We start from the raw sequence: 15186 nt of genomic DNA, 5'->3' as shown, positions 1-15186 counted from the left end.
GTCCTTGTCATCGAAGTGGCAGGATTGGGGGCGAACATGTGGTTCACGCGTGGGGAGTTGACAAGCCTGATTCGGCCATTGGAAGAGTTTTCGAGGCAGCTTGATCACGACTTCCCTCACCATTTCGAAATTCGCAACTGGCTGCTCTCTCAGCCCGAAGAAAGGCTCGAGAAGTACGCCTCCATGGCGGCATTTCGCAGGGAGCGGTACACACAGAAGCTCCCGATGCTGGCCGGCGCCATTCCCACGCTAGGTGTCATCCCCGTCGTGGTCGCCGTCTATTTCCAGGGGCCCAATTGATCGAAGGACGGCCCTTGTCCCTGGTCGATTGGTTTTTTGGCTTCGCGCTGCTTCCTTTTTTATGTGTTGACCTGGACCTCATCCTTGACGAAGAGCCGACTCGAGTCGATGGATATGCATCTTCAAGGCGCCCTGGATGATGTGGCGAAGAACAGGCAAGCACCCGGCATCGCGGTGCATGACTGACGAAAAGAAGATCGAGACTCTCTCCACGTCGAACCTTCCTCTCCGCCCAACGCCGGGGCGTCACCGATCCCTCGCGTATAAGGAGCCGGCGACTCAGCCGAGCCAGGCCACCACTGCCTCGTCTCGTGCCGCCGCGGTCGCGTAGAAGGTGCAAAGCGCGCGAAGATTGTCCGTGATGTAGCGGCGACTGCCATCGCCATCTACGGCCCACCCACCCGAGTAGATCTCCGCGTCATCCAGGCGCGACAGATCGACGGCAGCGACGATTGCATCGGGGTCGATGGCGCGCAGCTCCTCGGCGATGGCTTTGACAGTCATGGGATCGAGATGTCGCGCGGGGCCGTAGCCGAGGTCATCGCCGAAAGGTTCACCGCCGAAAACGACCTGCGAGAGAAGTCCGGGACCCGGCCATGGCTCCCCGTTCAATACGAAATGGATCGCGTGCCAAGCCTTGTCGACATCCAGCTCGCCCTCGCCGCCGGACCGGGCGAACTGATGATCGGCCGACGCGGTGTCGGTCATCGCAAGCTGGGCTGTCGCTGGATCGAGGCGGCGAAAGTAACCGATCATCGACATKGGTCATTCTCCACGGGGCGCTTCGTCGCAAATCGCAACGAGGGAAGGAAGGCATGGATGCGCTGAGCAATGGCCTTCGTGTCCACAGCTCGGACGCCGCCCTCTGGTATTCCGAGGCTGGCGGCTTGTCGCTGCACGGTAGCATTTACAACCTTCGACGGTGGCATCAGGCTAGATCGGGCCTGACTGTATCCCCATAGCCAAGGCGTCGACTCGATCACATCGTACCCCCGGGGATCCTATACCCCCAAAAGCTCGACCACTTCCCCCACCAATAAGAAACAGCAATCTACGATAAAGTCCCCCGGCCGTCCTCACAGCCAACCAGAGACCGCAGTGCATGACTGCCGACAAGAAGATCGAGAACCTCTCACGTCGAACCTTCGTCACCAGCGCGGCGGTCGCCGCGACCGGGTTGATGATTGTGCCCCGCCATCTCCTCGGGGGACCCGGCCACATAGCGCCCAGCGATCGACTGAACATCGCCGGCATCGGCGTTGGCGGCATGGGCGCGCACAATATCCGGAATCTGGCCGGTCAGAACATCGTCGCCCTGTGCGACGTCGATTGGGGCTATACCGAGAAGTCGTTCCGCAAGATGTTTGCCGGCATGGCGCAAACCCAGGCCCGGCTCGACAAGGCCCCGACGGCCGCGAAGCGCCGGGAGCTCCAGGAGGACCTCGTGAACACGAACCTCCTCGCCCGCAAATTCGATTCGATCAAACGATATACCGATTACCGTCGCATGCTCGAGCAGCAGAAGGACATCGACGCGGTCGTTATCGCGACGCCGGACCACTTGCATGCGGTGATCGCCAGCGCGGCGATGAGCCTTGGCAAGCACGTTTACCTGCAGAAGCCACTCACCTGGTCGATCGACGAAGCACGGTATCTGTCCAAAAAGGCCACTGACAATCCACGAATCGTCACGCAGATGGGCAACCAGGGCCACTCGACCGACGATGCCCGCTTGATCAACGAGTACATCGCGGCGGGAGCGATCGGCGAGGTTCGCGAAGTCCACGTGTGGACGAATCGTCCGCTCGGCTACTGGCCGCAGGGCATTCCACGCCCTCAAGCCCGGCCGAAGCCCGACGACGCGAGCTGGGATCTGGGCGCGGTGACGGATCGCCTGGCCACGGCCATGGCGGGGAATTACCCGATGCCGCAGGGCCTGGCGTGGGATCTCTTCCTGGGCCCCGGCCCTGTTGTCGAATACCACCCCATCTATCATCCGTTCAATTGGCGTGGCTGGGTCGACTGGGGTGTCGGTGCCATTGGTGACATGGGCGCGCACCTGATCGATTCGCCGTTCTGGTCGCTGGACCTGGGCTTCCCCACGTCCGTGGAAACGGTCTCGACACCGTTCAATAAGGACTCGTACCCCTCGGCGACGATGACGTACTACGACTTCCCGGCGCGGGGCAGCAAGCCGCCGGTCCGGCTCACCTGGTACGACGGCGCCCTGCTCCCGCCCGGCCTCGAGGCGTTGGGCTCCGAACAGATGAGCAAGGACGGCGGCGTCCTCTACGTCGGTGACAAGGGCAAGTTGATCCATGAGACCTACGGCGCGAACCCGCGGCTACTGCCACAGTCACTGCATGATGCGGTGGGCACGCCTCCCCGAAAGCTCGCTCGCATCACCACCTCGCACGAGATGAACTGGGTGGATGCCTGCAAGGGGAAAACCGAGGCATCGTCGCCCTTCGCATACGGCGCGCGGCTGACCGAGGTCATGCTTCTCGGCATCGTGTCCCTGCGCGCGGGTGGCAGGATCGACTACGACGCGGCCAACATGCGCGTGACCAACAAGCCCGAGGCCAACGCCTTCCTGCGTCGCGACTATCGCGCTGGCTGGTCGCTGCTCTAGGCCGCCGCTCTATCGAGGCCCGGTCGATCCCCGCACCACCAGTTCGGCCGTCAACACGCGCTTACGCGGGGGTACCTCCGGGTCGTTGAGGATTTCGATCAGCATCGTCATGGCCTCGCGACCCAGCGCGTTCTTCGGCTGGGAAACGGTGGTCAACGGTGGCGTGGTGTAGCGGGAAAAACGGATGTCGTCGAAGCCGACCACGGAGACGTCTTCGGGAATGCGCAAGCCACTGGAGATCAGGGCGCGCATCGCGCCGATGGCCATTTCATCGTTGGCGCAGAACACCGCGCTGAAGGTCCGGCCCTGCGCGCGGAACATCTCGACGGCGCGTTCGCCGGCTTCGATCGAAAAATCACCGACCGCGGTGAGCGCGGGATCGATGGCGATCTTCGCCCGCTTCAGCGCCTGGTGGTAGCCCTGTTCGCGGTCGACGCAGATCGGGCTCGACGACGGCCCGGCGATGAAGGCGATATCGCGGTGCCCCAGGGCCACGAGGTAGTCGACTGCCGCGGCCGACGCGGCGACGTTGTCGACATAGACGCTGGAGATGGCGCTGTCCTTGACGTATTCGCAGGCGTTGACGAGCGGCAGGCGTCCCGCCATGGGAATCGCCGGCACGCGATGGAACATCGTAATCATGCCGTCGGCCTGGCGGGCTGCGACCATGTCGGCATAGGCCTGTTCGCGCACGAGATTGCTCTGCGTCTCGCCCAGCAGCACGGAGTAGCCGTTCTCGTAGGCGACCTGCTCGATACCTCGGATCACCTCCGAGAAGAACGGATTGGCGATGTCGGGAAGCAGCGCGACGATCAGCCGCGTCCTTGCCGTCCGCAGGTTGCGCGCGAGCGCATTGGGCGTATAGCCGAGGCGTTTGACGACTTCGTAGATGCGCTCCCGCGTGTCCTCGCTCACCATTTCCGGACGTTGCAGCGCGCGGGAAACAGTTGCCACTGAAACCTTTGCGATCGCGGCAATCTCCTTCACCGTACGCACGCGCTCAGGCTGCGGCGCAACATCGGCGCGCTTGCCCTTCCCGCCCTTTGGTTTTGCTTTTGATCCGTCTGAGCTCACGCGTTTTCCATCCCCGCTATGTTGCGGCGCAATGTAATGGATTACATAAAATCGTTGCAGGTCGCTTCGCCCGTCTGGTACATATCTTGCCACGTTCAGGGCGACGTACTTGCAAGTCGCCGGGGAAACCACGATTCCGCATCCATGAAGAGCCTTCGGGCGATCAGTCTGCGCGAATGTAATCGAATACATTTTTGGTGGCAGCGACGTCGCCGGGGGAAAAACATGGCAAGCCAGTCGACTTCGACAAGCGCCAGGACCACCCATCGATGAGTCTCGGTATGGGACTCGTGGGCCCCGGCTTCATCGCCGCCCATCACCTCGATGCCGTACGGCGCCTGGGTGACGTCGAGATCGTCGGAATCGCCGGCTCGAGCCTCGACTCCGCCACCCGCCGCGCACGCGAACTCAACGCCGGAAAGGCTTACGCGAATTACCGCGACCTGCTCGCCGATCCTGCCGTGCATGTGGTGCACAACACCACCCCCAACCACCTCCATCGCGAGGTGTCGTTGGCTGCACTGCGAGCCGGCAAGCACGTGATCTCCGACAAGCCCCTGGCCGCCTCGGTGCAGGAAGCCCGCGAGCTTTATGAAGCGGCGCGCGATGCCAAGCTCGCGCACGTCGTCACGTTCAACTACCGCGGCTACCCGCTCGTGCAGCAGGCACGCGCGATGATCGCGAAAGGCGATATCGGGCAAAGCGTTTTCGTGCACGGCTGCTATCTGCAGGACTGGCTCACCGACGAACGCGCGTACACATGGCGCCTCGATCCCAAGCTGGGTGGCGCCAGTTCAGCGCTCGGCGATATCGGCTCGCACTGGTGCGACCTGGCCGAGCACGTCACCGGCGCGCGCATCACCGCTGTCCTGGCCGACCTGCAGACGGTGGTACCCGAACGCGAAGGCCCGGACGGGAAGCGACGCCAGATATCGAGCGAGGACCTGGCCAGCGTGCTGCTCCGCTTCGACAACGGTGCCCGCGGCTGCGTCACCGTCGGCCAGGTGCTGCCGGGCCACAAGAACGACCTCCGGCTGGAGGTCAACGGGCGCGAAGGTTCGCTGGCATGGCGCCAGGAAGAGCCCAACGAACTCTGGATCGGTCATCACGCAAAGGCGAACGCGGTGCTCACGCGCGATCCGTCGCTGCTGCATTCTTCCGCACGCGCTTATGCGCACCTGCCTGCAGGCCACCCCGAGGCCTGGGCGGACGCGTTCCGTAACGTGATCGCCGACGCGTACGCGTGGATCCGCAGCGGTGCGAAGCCAGACGAAAGACCCGATGCCTTACCCACGTTCGCCCACGGCTACCGCAACAGCCTGCTGGTGGACGCCATGCTGACGAGTCACGCCGCTGGCGGTGTGTGGCAGACCGTCGACGACCCTCTCGAACCCACACGTACCACGAGGACACGCGGATGAAATGGCGCCTTAGAGTGATGATGCTTTTCGAGTTCGGAATCTGGGGCGCGTGGTACGTCACGGTCGGTACCTGGCTTGGCAAGACGCTGCATTTCACCGGTACGGAAATCGGTGCCGTCGCGGGCACGACCGCCATCGGCGCAATCATCTCGCCGTTGTTCGTGGGGCTACTCGCCGACCGCCTCTTCGATACGCGTCGGGTACTCACCCTGTTGCACATCCTCGGTGCCGTGCTGCTCGCGGTCGCCGCGCAACAGACCTCGTTCGTCGGGGTGTATGCGCCACTGCTGGCTTACAGCCTCTGCTACATGCCGACCCTGGCCCTGACCGCCTCGCTGGCCATGCGCCATATCAAGGATCCGCAGGAAGAATTCGGCGCGATTCGTGTGTTTGGGAGCATCGRCTGGATCGTGGTGGGCTTGATCGTCGGCGCCTGGGGCGTGGAGGCCACGGCATCTCCCCTGCTCCTGGCCGCGGGCCTCTCGGTGGTGATGGCGGGCTATTGCTTTACCCTGCCCCCGACCCCTCCGCTGGCCCGCAACACGCGTTTCGAACTGCGCCATGCGCTGCCCCTCGAATCGCTGCACCTGCTGCGCGAGCGCTCGATGGCGGTGTTCGCCCTCGCCTCGTTCCTGATCTGCATTCCGCTGCAGTTCTACTACGCGTTTACCAACCTGTTCCTCAACGAGGCGGGCGTGGTCAACGCGGCCGGCAAGATGACCGGCGGGCAGATGTCCGAACTGTTCTTCATGCTGCTGATTCCTTGGTTCTTCCGTCGCCTGGGCGTGAAGTGGATGCTCGCCGTCGGCATGCTTGCCTGGGTGGTACGTTACGGCATGTTCGCCTTCGGTGCTCCCGGCGAGCTGATGTGGATGCTCTGGCTCGGCATCGTCCTGCACGGCGTCTGCTTCGACTTCTTCTTCGTCGTGGGCCAGATCTACATCGACCGCGAAGCGCCGCCTGCGCTACGCGCGGCAACGCAGGGGCTGATCACCTTCCTGACTTACGGCCTGGGCATGTTCGTCGGGTCCTGGTTGTCCGGCGCAGTGGTCGAGCACTACACGCGGGCTGATGGGACGCACGACTGGCACGGCATCTGGATCATCGCCGGCGCGTTCGCTGCCGCCGTTTTCGTCCTCTTCGTCTTGCTCTTCAAGGATCGCAAGGCTGCCGCAGCCGCGACGATCCCCTCCGCCGGAACCATCCACTCATGATGAATCGCAGGCAGTTCCTCACGCGTTCCGCGCTGTGCGGCACGGTGCTCGGCCTTAGTCTATCCGCGCCGGGAAAGCTCTTCGCTGCGGCCGCCGCCGCGAAGGGCAAGAGCCTGGGCATCCAGCTCTACATGGTGCTCGACGCGTACAAGGCCGACCCGGTCGGCACGCTCAAGACACTGAAGTCGATCGGTTATACCGAGATCGAAGCGATCATCACGACCACGGCGGGGACACTTCGCGATCAGCTGAAGGAAGCCGGCCTGGCATGCCCGAGCCTGCATTTCGACAGCCTCGGCTTCGAGGCGGGCATCGAAGCGGCACACACACTGGGCGCGAAGTACATCGTCAGCAGCATGCTGCCGTCGATCATGCAGAAAGAAGCGAACAAGTCGGGAGACCCGGGCTATACGCTCGATGACGCCAAGCGCACCGCCGAGTACGCCAATCGTCTGGGCGAGAAGGCAAGCAAGGCTGGCCTCCAGTACGCGTACCACAACCATCATGCCGAGTTCACCGACGTGGGCGGCGGACAGGTGTTCTACGACGTCCTCCTGAAAGAGACGGACAAGCATCTGGTGCAGTTCGAACTCGACTGCGGCTGGGTGTCCGCGGGTGGCAAGAACCCCGCCGATTATTTCAAGGCCAATCCAGGTCGTATCCCCCTGATGCACGCGAAGGACTTCCTGCGCGGCGATCAGAAGGATTACCCGGGCGCCGAACTCGGCCGCGGCAAGCTCGACTACAAACCGATCATGGCGGCAGCGGATTCCTCCGGACTGAAGCACTGCTTCGTCGAACAGGAAGGCCCGTTCGCTCGCATGAGCTCGCTTGACGCCGCGCGCGTCGACTTCGATTACCTGCGTCCGTTGCGCTGAAGGGAAAGCATGGAAAAGAACACATTCGACGCAATTGTCGTCGGCACCGGCGTCAGCGGTGGCTGGGCGGCCAAGGAGCTCACCGAAAAGGGCCTGAAGACGCTCGTGCTCGACCGCGGCCCGATGGTCAAGCACCTCGACTACCCCACGGCCATGAAGGCCCCCTGGGAACTGCCGTACGGTGATGAGCCGACGCAGGAAGACCTCGCCCGTTGGCCAAAGCACACGCGCCCGTCGTTCTACGGCATCACCCAGTCCACCAAGCACTGGTTCGCCGATGACATCGACAACCCGTACGAAGAGACCAAGCCCTTCGACTGGTTCCGCGGCTACCACGTCGGCGGACGCTCGCTGATGTGGGGCCGGCAGAGCTACCGCTTCAGCCAGATGGACTTCGAGGCGAACGGCAAGGAGGGTGTAGGCGCGGATTGGCCCATACGCTACGACGACCTCGCGCCGTGGTACGACCACGTCGAGCATTTCATCGGCGTCAGCGGCAACACCGACCACCTGGCCCAGCTGCCGGACGGCGATTTTCTCCCGCCCATGGAGCTCAACTGCGTCGAGAAGGACTTCCAGGGCAAGCTGGATAGCAAGTTCAACCGCAAGCTGATCATCGGCCGCACCGCCAACCTGTCTGCGCCGCTGAAGCACGACCAGAGCCCGCAGCGCGGCACCTGCCAGTATCGCAACCTGTGTATGCGCGGCTGTCCGTTCGGTGGCTACTTCAGCAGCAACTCGTCGACCCTGCCCTCCGCCGAGCGCACGGGCAACATGACGATGGTGACCAATGCCATTGTGTACGAGCTGATCTACGACAACGACAAAGGCAAGGCCACCGGCGTTCGCGTGCTCGACGCGGAGACGGGAAAGCAGACCGAGTACTTCGCCCGGGTGATCTTCATGTGCGCGTCCACCTTCGGCACGGCGCACATCCTGATGAACTCGACCTCGAGCCGCTTCCCCAACGGTTTCGGCAACGACAGCGGCGAGCTGGGCCACAACATCATGGACCACCTGTTCGGCACCGGTGCGCGTGCCATGGTCGACGGCCATGAAGACCGCTATTACTCCGGTCGACGCCCGAACGGCTTCTATATTCCCCGCTATCGCAACGTCGGCACGGACAAGCAGAAGTACCTGCGCGGTTTCGGCTTCCAGGGCGGCGCAGGCCGCCAGGACTGGACGCGTCTGGTCCAGCAGGAGGCGCTGGGTGAGGAGCTCAAGCGCGCCGCGCAAGAGCCCGGCCCGTGGTATGTCTCGATGATGGGCTTCGGCGAAATGCTGCCCTCGCACAAGAACTTCGTCACGCTGGACCGCAACCACAAGGACAAGTACGGCCTGCCCGTGCTCAATTTCGATGCCGCGCATCAGGAAAACGAGGTCATGATGGGCAAGGCCATCATCGAGGATGCGATGGAGATGCTGAGCGGCGCTGGGTACCGCAACGTCAACTCGTTCTCGATGAAGGCCAACGTCGGCGCCGGTATCCATGAAATGGGCACCGCACGCATGGGCCGCGACCCGAAGACCTCGGTGCTCAATGGCTGGAACCAGGTACACGCCTGCAAGAATGTCTTCGTGACCGACGGTTCGGCCATGGCGTCTTCCGCCTGCCAGAACCCGTCCCTCACGTACATGGCGCTGACCGCACGCGCGGCCAACCACGCCGTGGAAGAACTCAAGCGCGGCAACCTGTGAGGAACTCGCCATGAATCGTCGCGAATGGTTGAAAAACATGTCCGCGCTGGCGATCGGCGCCATCGCGGGCCCGTCGTTGTTGGCGGTGTTCGACGCGCACGCCGCATCGCAGAAGCCGGAGGCGAAGCCCCAGTTCTTCAAGCCAGCCCAGTACAGCCTTGTGGGTACGGTCTCCGAGATCGTGATTCCGCGTACCGATACACCGGGAGCACTCGATGCGGGCGTACCCTTGTTCATCGACCAGTTGTTCCTGGCTGTCTATGCCAAGGCCGACCAGTCGCGTTACCTCACCGCCATGGCGGCGTTCGACAAAGCAGGTGGCAAGCCTTTCCTGCAGCTCGACGAGGCCCAGCGCAAGGCACTGGTGACCCGCTTGCATGCCGAGGCACTGGGCGTGCCTAAGGGCAGCAAACCGGCACCGGCCGCCGACTTCGTGCTGATGACCAAGAAGCTCACCATGCTCGGTTTCTTCCTGTCGCAGCCCGGCTGCACGCAGGTGCTTCAATACGATCCCGTGCCGGCTGCATGGAAGGCCGACATCCCCCTGGCCAAGGCGGGTAACGGCAAGGCCTGGGCCGTCGAAACCGAACTGAAGATCTGACATGAAGACACTCAAGGGTCCGGGCATCTTCCTTGCCCAGTTCGCCTCGGACGAGGCGCCGTTCAACTCCCTGCCCGACATCGCCCGCTGGGCCTCGTCGCTAGGTTTCGTCGGCGTGCAGATCCCGTCCAACGACGCGCGCCTGTTCGACCTCGAGCAGGCGGCGGCCAGCAAGACCTACTGCGACGACATCATCGGCATGCTGGCCGAACACGGCCTGGCCGTGACCGAGCTGTCCACGCACTTGCAAGGGCAGCTGGTGGCGTCGCACCCCGCGTACGATCGCCTGTTCGACGGCTTCGCGCCGCCAGCCCTTCGTGGGCAGTCGCCCGAACGCCAGGCATGGGCGGTGCAGCAACTCAAGCTGGCAGCCACGGCCAGCAAGAACCTCGGACTGACGGCGCATGCCACCTTCTCGGGCGCCCTGGCCTGGCATCTGTTCTACCCCTGGCCGCAGCGTCCGGCCGGACTCATCGAAGAGGCCTTCGCCGAACTCGGCAGGCGCTGGAAGCCGATCCTCGATGCGTTCGATGAGGTGGGTGTGGATGTCTGTTACGAACTCCACCCCGGTGAAGACCTGCATGACGGTGCCACGTTCGAGCGCTTCCTCGACGCGGTCGATCATCATCCACGCGCCAACATTCTTTTCGACCCGAGTCACATGGTCCTGCAGCAGATGGACTATCTGCAGTTCATCGACAACTATCACGCGCGTATCCGCGCCTTCCACGTGAAGGACGCCGAATTCCGGCCCAACGGACGCTCAGGCGTCTACGGCGGCTACCAGGGCTGGATCGATCGCCCCGGCCGCTTCCGTTCGCTTGGTGACGGGCAGATCGATTTCGGGGCGATCTTCAGCAAGCTCGCGCAATACGACTATCCCGGCTGGGCGGTGCTCGAATGGGAGTGCTGCATCAAGGACGCGCAGCAGGGTGCGAAGGAAGGTGCACCCTTCATCCGCGACCACATCATCAAAGTCACCGAGCGCGCCTTCGACGATTTTGCGTCGACGGGCAGCGATCGCACGTTCAACCGACAGATCCTGGGGCTCGAATGAACGGAACGGATGACACGACCCATATCGGCCGTCGCAACGCGTTGGGACGCCTTGCCACCGTCGCGGCGATGGCGGGAGCAGCACCCCTTCTCGCCTCCGCCGCTACCTCCGGCGGAAAGGCGACCGCGCCGGTCCCCACGCGCGAACGACTCAAGCAATCGCTCAGCCGCTGGACCTCGAAGGCGCCGCTTCCCGAGCTGTGCAAACGCCTGAAGGCCATCGGCTTCACGGGCGTCGACCTGCTCTACGCAGACGAATGGTCGGTCGTGACGGATAACGGCCTGGCGGTGTCGATGGGTTACCCGGCCAAGCGGGATAACTTCATCGAATTCGGCTTCAACGATCCCGCGAACCATGCCACGCTGATCAAGGAGATCGAGGCGACTATCCCACTGGCGAAGCGCGCCGGCGTCACGAACGTCATCACCATGTTCGGCAACCGCAAGGCCGGCATCTCCGACCAGCAGGCGGTCGACAACTGCGTCGCCGGACTGTCGAAGATTGCCCCCTACGCCGCGGAAAATGGCATCACGCTCTGCGTCGAGCTGCTCAACAGCAAGGTGGATCACCACGGCTACCAGGGCGACCACACGGCCTTCGGCGTTGCCGTGGCCAAGGGCGTCAACTCACCTGCCGTCAAGCTGCTGTACGACATCTACCATATGCAGATCATGGAAGGCGACGTGATCCGCACGATCCGCGACAACATCCAGTGGATCGGCCATTTTCACACCGGCGGCGTGCCCGGCCGCCATGAGATCGATGGCACGCAGGAACTGAACTATCGCGCGATCGCGACAGCCCTCGCGGATCTGAACTACCAGGGCTTCATCGCGCATGAGTTCATGCCCTCGCGCCCGGATCCGTTCGAATCGTTTGCCGAGGCGTTCAGGACGTGCACGGTATGACATCTTTCCCAGGAGTTCCCATGAAGCGTCGCAAGCCGACAACCCTCGCTCTCGTCACTCTGGCGATGGTCGGATCCTCATGCGCGTTGGCGCAGGATGATCCGAAGGCCACGGAGCAATGGACCCCGGTGCCGAAAGTCGTCGCGCCGGGCGTGAAAGAACAAGCCCCGCCGTCCGATGCGATCGTGCTCTTCGATGGTCGCGATCTCGCCGGCTGGGAGGCCTCGAAGGATCACTCCCCCGCCCGATGGAACGTGCATGACGGTGTGGTCACCGTCGACAAGACCACGGGGAACATCCAGACCCGGCAACATTTCCGCGATTACCAGCTGCACCTCGAATGGCAGATACCGAAGGACATCACGGGCGAAGGCCAGGCACGTGGTAACAGCGGCGTCTTCCTCGCCTCCACGGGGCCAGGAGATGAGGGCTACGAAATCCAGATCATGGATTCCTGGGAGAACAAGACCTACGTCAACGGACAGGCCGCTAGCGTCTACAAGCAGGCCGCGCCGCTGGTGAACGCGGCGCGCCGTCCTGGCGAATGGCAGAGTTACGACATCGTCTGGACGGCGCCCGTGTTTGCCGCCGATGGTTCGGTGAAATCACCGGCTAACGTCACGCTGTTCCATAACGGCGTGCTGGTGCAGAACCACACCGAGCTGACCGGCGAGACCTTCTACATCGGCAAGCCGAAGTACAAGGCATATAGCGATGCGCCAATCAAGCTGCAGGCGCATGGTGACCACTCCCAGCCCATCAGCTTCCGGAACATCTGGGTCAGGCCGCTGGAGTGAGCTTTGCCCGCTTGGGTTAGACGCTCACCCCATTTGTGAGGCACGCGCCAATGCCTGGGTGTCGATGTACTCACGGATACTCGTCAGCTTGCCATCTCGAACGGTGATGGCGAAGACCCAATGGTCCTCGAACGCTTTATTCGTGGCTTTGATCTTTCCCTCTGCCAGGCCGATGACCAGCACGCGATCTCCCTGAGCCACATATTCAGGAGGCTTCGGATACGAGGTTTCCACCGCCTCGGAAGCCTTCTTGAGCACATTGGCCAAGCCGGCATGCCCACGGTACGTGCCAGCCAGCGGCCAGCCATCACCGGGAATGATCCACTCGATATCTTCGGCGGACAACGCCAGCAGACCTGGTTCATCGCCACGGCCCATGGCCGCAAAGAAGTCCTTCACAACCTGGACGTTTTCTTGTGTGCTCATCGATATGTCTCCATCGTTCCGGGGGCTGACTCAGTCGAACTTGATCAGATCCTTGAAGATCAGCTGACCCCAGGTATTTCCGCGCGCCTGCACAAGCAGGCCACCTTCGGACAGTCCACCCAGTTTGATCGGCGAGAAACCCAGGTTGGTCGTAAGCCCGGCAACCGCCGTTGCTGCGTCATCGTCATCGCTCGCAAGGAAGACGACTCGCCTGCCGCCTTTCACGGCCGGATCCTGTTCAAGGACAGCCGCGCCCAGATGGTTGAAACCCTTGACCAAGGTTCCGTCCGTGAAAGCCTGCGCAACGGCCCTGGAAGACGCCTGTCCTCCCAATGCCTCGGGAGGCACGCCATAGGCGTTGGTCACATCGATGATCGTCTTTCCCTTCCAACTTGGCAGCGCCTTCGCGACATCTTTATGCGCGTCGAAACGCACAGCGAGGAAGATGACGTCCGCCTTCACTGCATCCGCCAGTGTTTTAGGGATGATCGTGGGCCCGATGGCGGCCGCTGCGGCCGCGAAGCTGTCCGGGTCGCGCGTGGTTGCAACGGATACGTCGATGCCGTTACGGGCGAATGCCTTGGCCAGAGCCTGGCCGATCTTGCCAAATCCAATGATTGCGTAACTCATGGAATCTCTCCAAGTCAGAGTTGAGCCAGGCCACCGTCGACAGCGACTTCGCTGGCGGTCATGAAGCTGCTATCCGACGATGCGAGGAAGGCGGCCGCTGCCGCGATCTCCGATGGATCGGCCATGCGCTGGAGTGGCGTCATCGAGGCGTAGACCTTCTGGCCCTCCTCACCGAGCGCCGCTTTCGCGAGTTCGGTTGCCGTCGCTCCGGGCGACAACACATTGACCCGGATGCCCGTGCCCTTCAGATCTTCTGCCCATGTCCGTGCGAGATTGCGGACAGCGGCCTTACTGGCGCTATAAGCGCTCATCGTCGGGGCGCCCGTGGTACCCGCGCTCGATCCGGTCAGGATGATCGAACCACCCTCGCCCATCAGCGGCAACGCTTTCTGAACCGTAAAGATCGTGCCCTTCACATTGGTATCGAAGTGTTCGTCGATGTGCGCAGCGGTGATCTCGCCGAGCTTGGCCTGGCTTCCTGCCCCGGCGTTGGCGAAGACGATATCGAGGGTTCCGCGCTCGGATTTCACCGCTGCGTAGAGACGGTCGAGGTCTGCCTCATCGGACACTGAGCCCTTCACAGCCCGGGCATGGGGTCCAAGGACGGCTAGCGCGGCGTCGAGCGCATCCTGCCGGCGGCCGTAGATGAAGACAAACGCGCCTTCTTCGACGAAGCGCTTGGCAGCCGCGAGGCCGATGCCCGTAGCGCCGCCGGTGATGACAGCGGTCTTTCCATTCAGTCGGTTCATGTTGCGCATCCTCATTAGCGTTGTGTGAAAGCAGCGAACTGCTTGCTTGAGGAAAAGGATGCGGGCCTAATAACCTATCGACAAGTATGCACTTTTTGGTAAGTATCAAAATGACAACACCTCCCGAAATCTGCGATACCGGCTGCGGGCTCAACGCTACGCTCCGCATCATCTCGGGCAAGTGGAAACCACTGATCCTGTTTTTGCTGCGCGACGAGCCAAAGCGCTATGGCGAACTCAAGCGTTTGATGCAAGGCGTCAGCGACAAAGTTCTGATCCAGCAATTGAAGGATCTCGAGGCCGATCATGTGTTGGCGCGGACCGACTACCAGGAGGTACCGCCGCGCGTGGACTACGCGGTGACGCCACTCGGTCGGAGCCTCGCTCAGGCGATCGTTCCGCTGTGTACCTGGGGGACCGAGAACGCGGTGGAAATGGCGAGAATCTTTGCCGAGCGCGACGCGCTGCCTTAGCGAACCGTCTCCAACGGATGCCCCACCGAAAACGTGCGCGCTGCAACAAGCACCTGCCGTAGTTCCTTACCCATCTCGGTCAGCCGGTACTCGACGTGCAGGGATTTTCCGGCGTGCTCGACGCGCTCGACGAGGCCGTCATCGGCAAGTTCCCGCAGGTGCTGCGTCAGCACCTTCTGGGAAATGGTTCCGAGGTCGCGTTTCATTTGCAGGGTTCGCATGCATGGGTCGGCGAAGAGCCTGAAAAGAATGGGCACCTTCCAACGCCCCTGGATCATGCGAATGACGCGCATCGTGTGCGCAGCCGATCCCTCTGGACCAAGAC

Annotated in this window: 16 protein-coding genes and 1 pseudogene; 11 read left to right on the top strand and 6 right to left on the bottom strand. The window is 62.7% G+C overall.

The window, feature by feature from the left end:
- Positions 1–300, top strand: a pseudogene (locus AC1DYM_RS18210) (hypothetical protein); the annotation flags it as partial.
- A gap of 279 nt (positions 301–579) precedes the next feature.
- On the opposite strand, the gene AC1DYM_RS18205 reads toward AC1DYM_RS18210, so the two are convergent.
- Positions 580–1056, bottom strand: coding sequence for a YfbM family protein (locus AC1DYM_RS18205; RefSeq protein WP_477340738.1), 477 nt, complete (start codon positions 1054–1056; stop codon positions 580–582).
- 346 nt (positions 1057–1402) lie between these two features.
- Here AC1DYM_RS18205 and AC1DYM_RS18200 point away from each other — a divergent pair, with 346 nt between their 5' ends.
- Positions 1403–2932 (top strand): Gfo/Idh/MocA family protein, encoded by a 1530-nt coding sequence (locus AC1DYM_RS18200; RefSeq protein WP_477340736.1) that lies wholly within the window; start codon positions 1403–1405, stop codon positions 2930–2932.
- A 9-nt stretch (positions 2933–2941) separates the two neighbouring features.
- Here AC1DYM_RS18200 and AC1DYM_RS18195 read toward each other — a convergent pair whose 3' ends face one another.
- Positions 2942–4273, bottom strand: a complete 1332-nt coding sequence (locus AC1DYM_RS18195; RefSeq protein ID WP_477340734.1) for a LacI family DNA-binding transcriptional regulator — start codon at positions 4271–4273, stop codon at positions 2942–2944.
- Between the two features lie 2 nt (positions 4274–4275).
- On the opposite strand from AC1DYM_RS18195, the gene AC1DYM_RS18190 reads away from it, so the two are divergent.
- From AC1DYM_RS18190 to AC1DYM_RS18155, 8 genes are read left to right on the top strand one after another with little or no spacing between them, the layout of a single operon-like run.
- On the top strand, positions 4276–5427 hold the full coding sequence (locus AC1DYM_RS18190; RefSeq protein WP_477340732.1) for a Gfo/Idh/MocA family protein: 1152 nt from the start codon (positions 4276–4278) through the stop codon (positions 5425–5427).
- Positions 5424–6641 carry a nucleoside permease gene (locus tag AC1DYM_RS18185; RefSeq protein WP_477340730.1) on the top strand — a complete coding sequence of 406 codons (1218 nt, stop codon included), beginning with the start codon at positions 5424–5426 and terminating at the stop codon, positions 6639–6641. The genes AC1DYM_RS18190 and AC1DYM_RS18185 overlap by 4 nt, the downstream gene beginning before the upstream one ends.
- Positions 6638–7519, top strand: a complete 882-nt coding sequence (locus AC1DYM_RS18180; RefSeq protein WP_477340728.1) for a sugar phosphate isomerase/epimerase family protein — start codon at positions 6638–6640, stop codon at positions 7517–7519. Before AC1DYM_RS18185 ends, AC1DYM_RS18180 begins: the two co-directional genes overlap by 4 nt.
- 9 nt (positions 7520–7528) lie before the next feature.
- Positions 7529–9220 (top strand): GMC oxidoreductase, encoded by a 1692-nt coding sequence (locus AC1DYM_RS18175; RefSeq protein WP_477340726.1) that lies wholly within the window; start codon positions 7529–7531, stop codon positions 9218–9220.
- Positions 9221–9230: 10 nt separating this feature from the next.
- Complete coding sequence (locus AC1DYM_RS18170; RefSeq protein WP_477340724.1) at positions 9231–9821, top strand: gluconate 2-dehydrogenase subunit 3 family protein; 591 nt, start codon at positions 9231–9233, stop codon at positions 9819–9821.
- A 1-nt stretch (position 9822) separates the two neighbouring features.
- On the top strand, positions 9823–10878 hold the full coding sequence (locus AC1DYM_RS18165; RefSeq protein WP_477340722.1) for a sugar phosphate isomerase/epimerase family protein: 1056 nt from the start codon (positions 9823–9825) through the stop codon (positions 10876–10878).
- The gene (locus AC1DYM_RS18160; protein WP_477340720.1) at positions 10875–11786 is read left to right on the top strand and encodes a hydroxypyruvate isomerase family protein; all 912 of its coding nucleotides are present in this window, start codon (positions 10875–10877) and stop codon (positions 11784–11786) included. Before AC1DYM_RS18165 ends, AC1DYM_RS18160 begins: the two co-directional genes overlap by 4 nt.
- A gap of 20 nt (positions 11787–11806) precedes the next feature.
- Positions 11807–12583, top strand: a complete 777-nt coding sequence (locus AC1DYM_RS18155) for a 3-keto-disaccharide hydrolase (protein ID WP_477340718.1) — start codon at positions 11807–11809, stop codon at positions 12581–12583.
- 24 nt (positions 12584–12607) lie between these two features.
- Here the strand turns inward: AC1DYM_RS18155 and AC1DYM_RS18150 are convergent, their stop codons facing one another.
- The 3 genes from AC1DYM_RS18150 to AC1DYM_RS18140 are packed head-to-tail and all read right to left on the bottom strand — an operon-like array spanning position 12608 to position 14388.
- Entirely contained in the window at positions 12608–13009 is a 402-nt protein-coding gene (locus AC1DYM_RS18150; protein WP_477340716.1) for a nuclear transport factor 2 family protein, read from the bottom strand.
- A 30-nt stretch (positions 13010–13039) separates the two neighbouring features.
- A complete protein-coding gene (locus AC1DYM_RS18145; protein WP_477340714.1) occupies positions 13040–13639 on the bottom strand; it encodes an NADPH-dependent F420 reductase in 600 nt (199 codons plus the stop codon).
- A gap of 14 nt (positions 13640–13653) precedes the next feature.
- Positions 13654–14388, bottom strand: a complete 735-nt coding sequence (locus AC1DYM_RS18140) for an SDR family NAD(P)-dependent oxidoreductase (protein ID WP_477340712.1) — start codon at positions 14386–14388, stop codon at positions 13654–13656.
- 110 nt (positions 14389–14498) lie between these two features.
- Between AC1DYM_RS18140 and AC1DYM_RS18135 the strand changes: the two genes are divergently transcribed.
- Positions 14499–14861 carry a winged helix-turn-helix transcriptional regulator gene (locus AC1DYM_RS18135; RefSeq protein WP_477340710.1) on the top strand — a complete coding sequence of 121 codons (363 nt, stop codon included), beginning with the start codon at positions 14499–14501 and terminating at the stop codon, positions 14859–14861.
- Here AC1DYM_RS18135 and AC1DYM_RS18130 read toward each other — a convergent pair.
- Entirely contained in the window at positions 14858–15154 is a 297-nt protein-coding gene (locus AC1DYM_RS18130) for a winged helix-turn-helix transcriptional regulator (protein WP_477340708.1), read from the bottom strand. The genes AC1DYM_RS18135 and AC1DYM_RS18130 overlap by 4 nt on opposite strands.
- Positions 15155–15186 lie beyond the last annotated feature (32 nt).

The organism is Luteibacter sp. P1_D3 (genome assembly GCF_056406135.1).
Note: the sequence above shows the minus strand (reverse complement) of the source record. Positions and strands in the feature narration are given on the sequence as shown.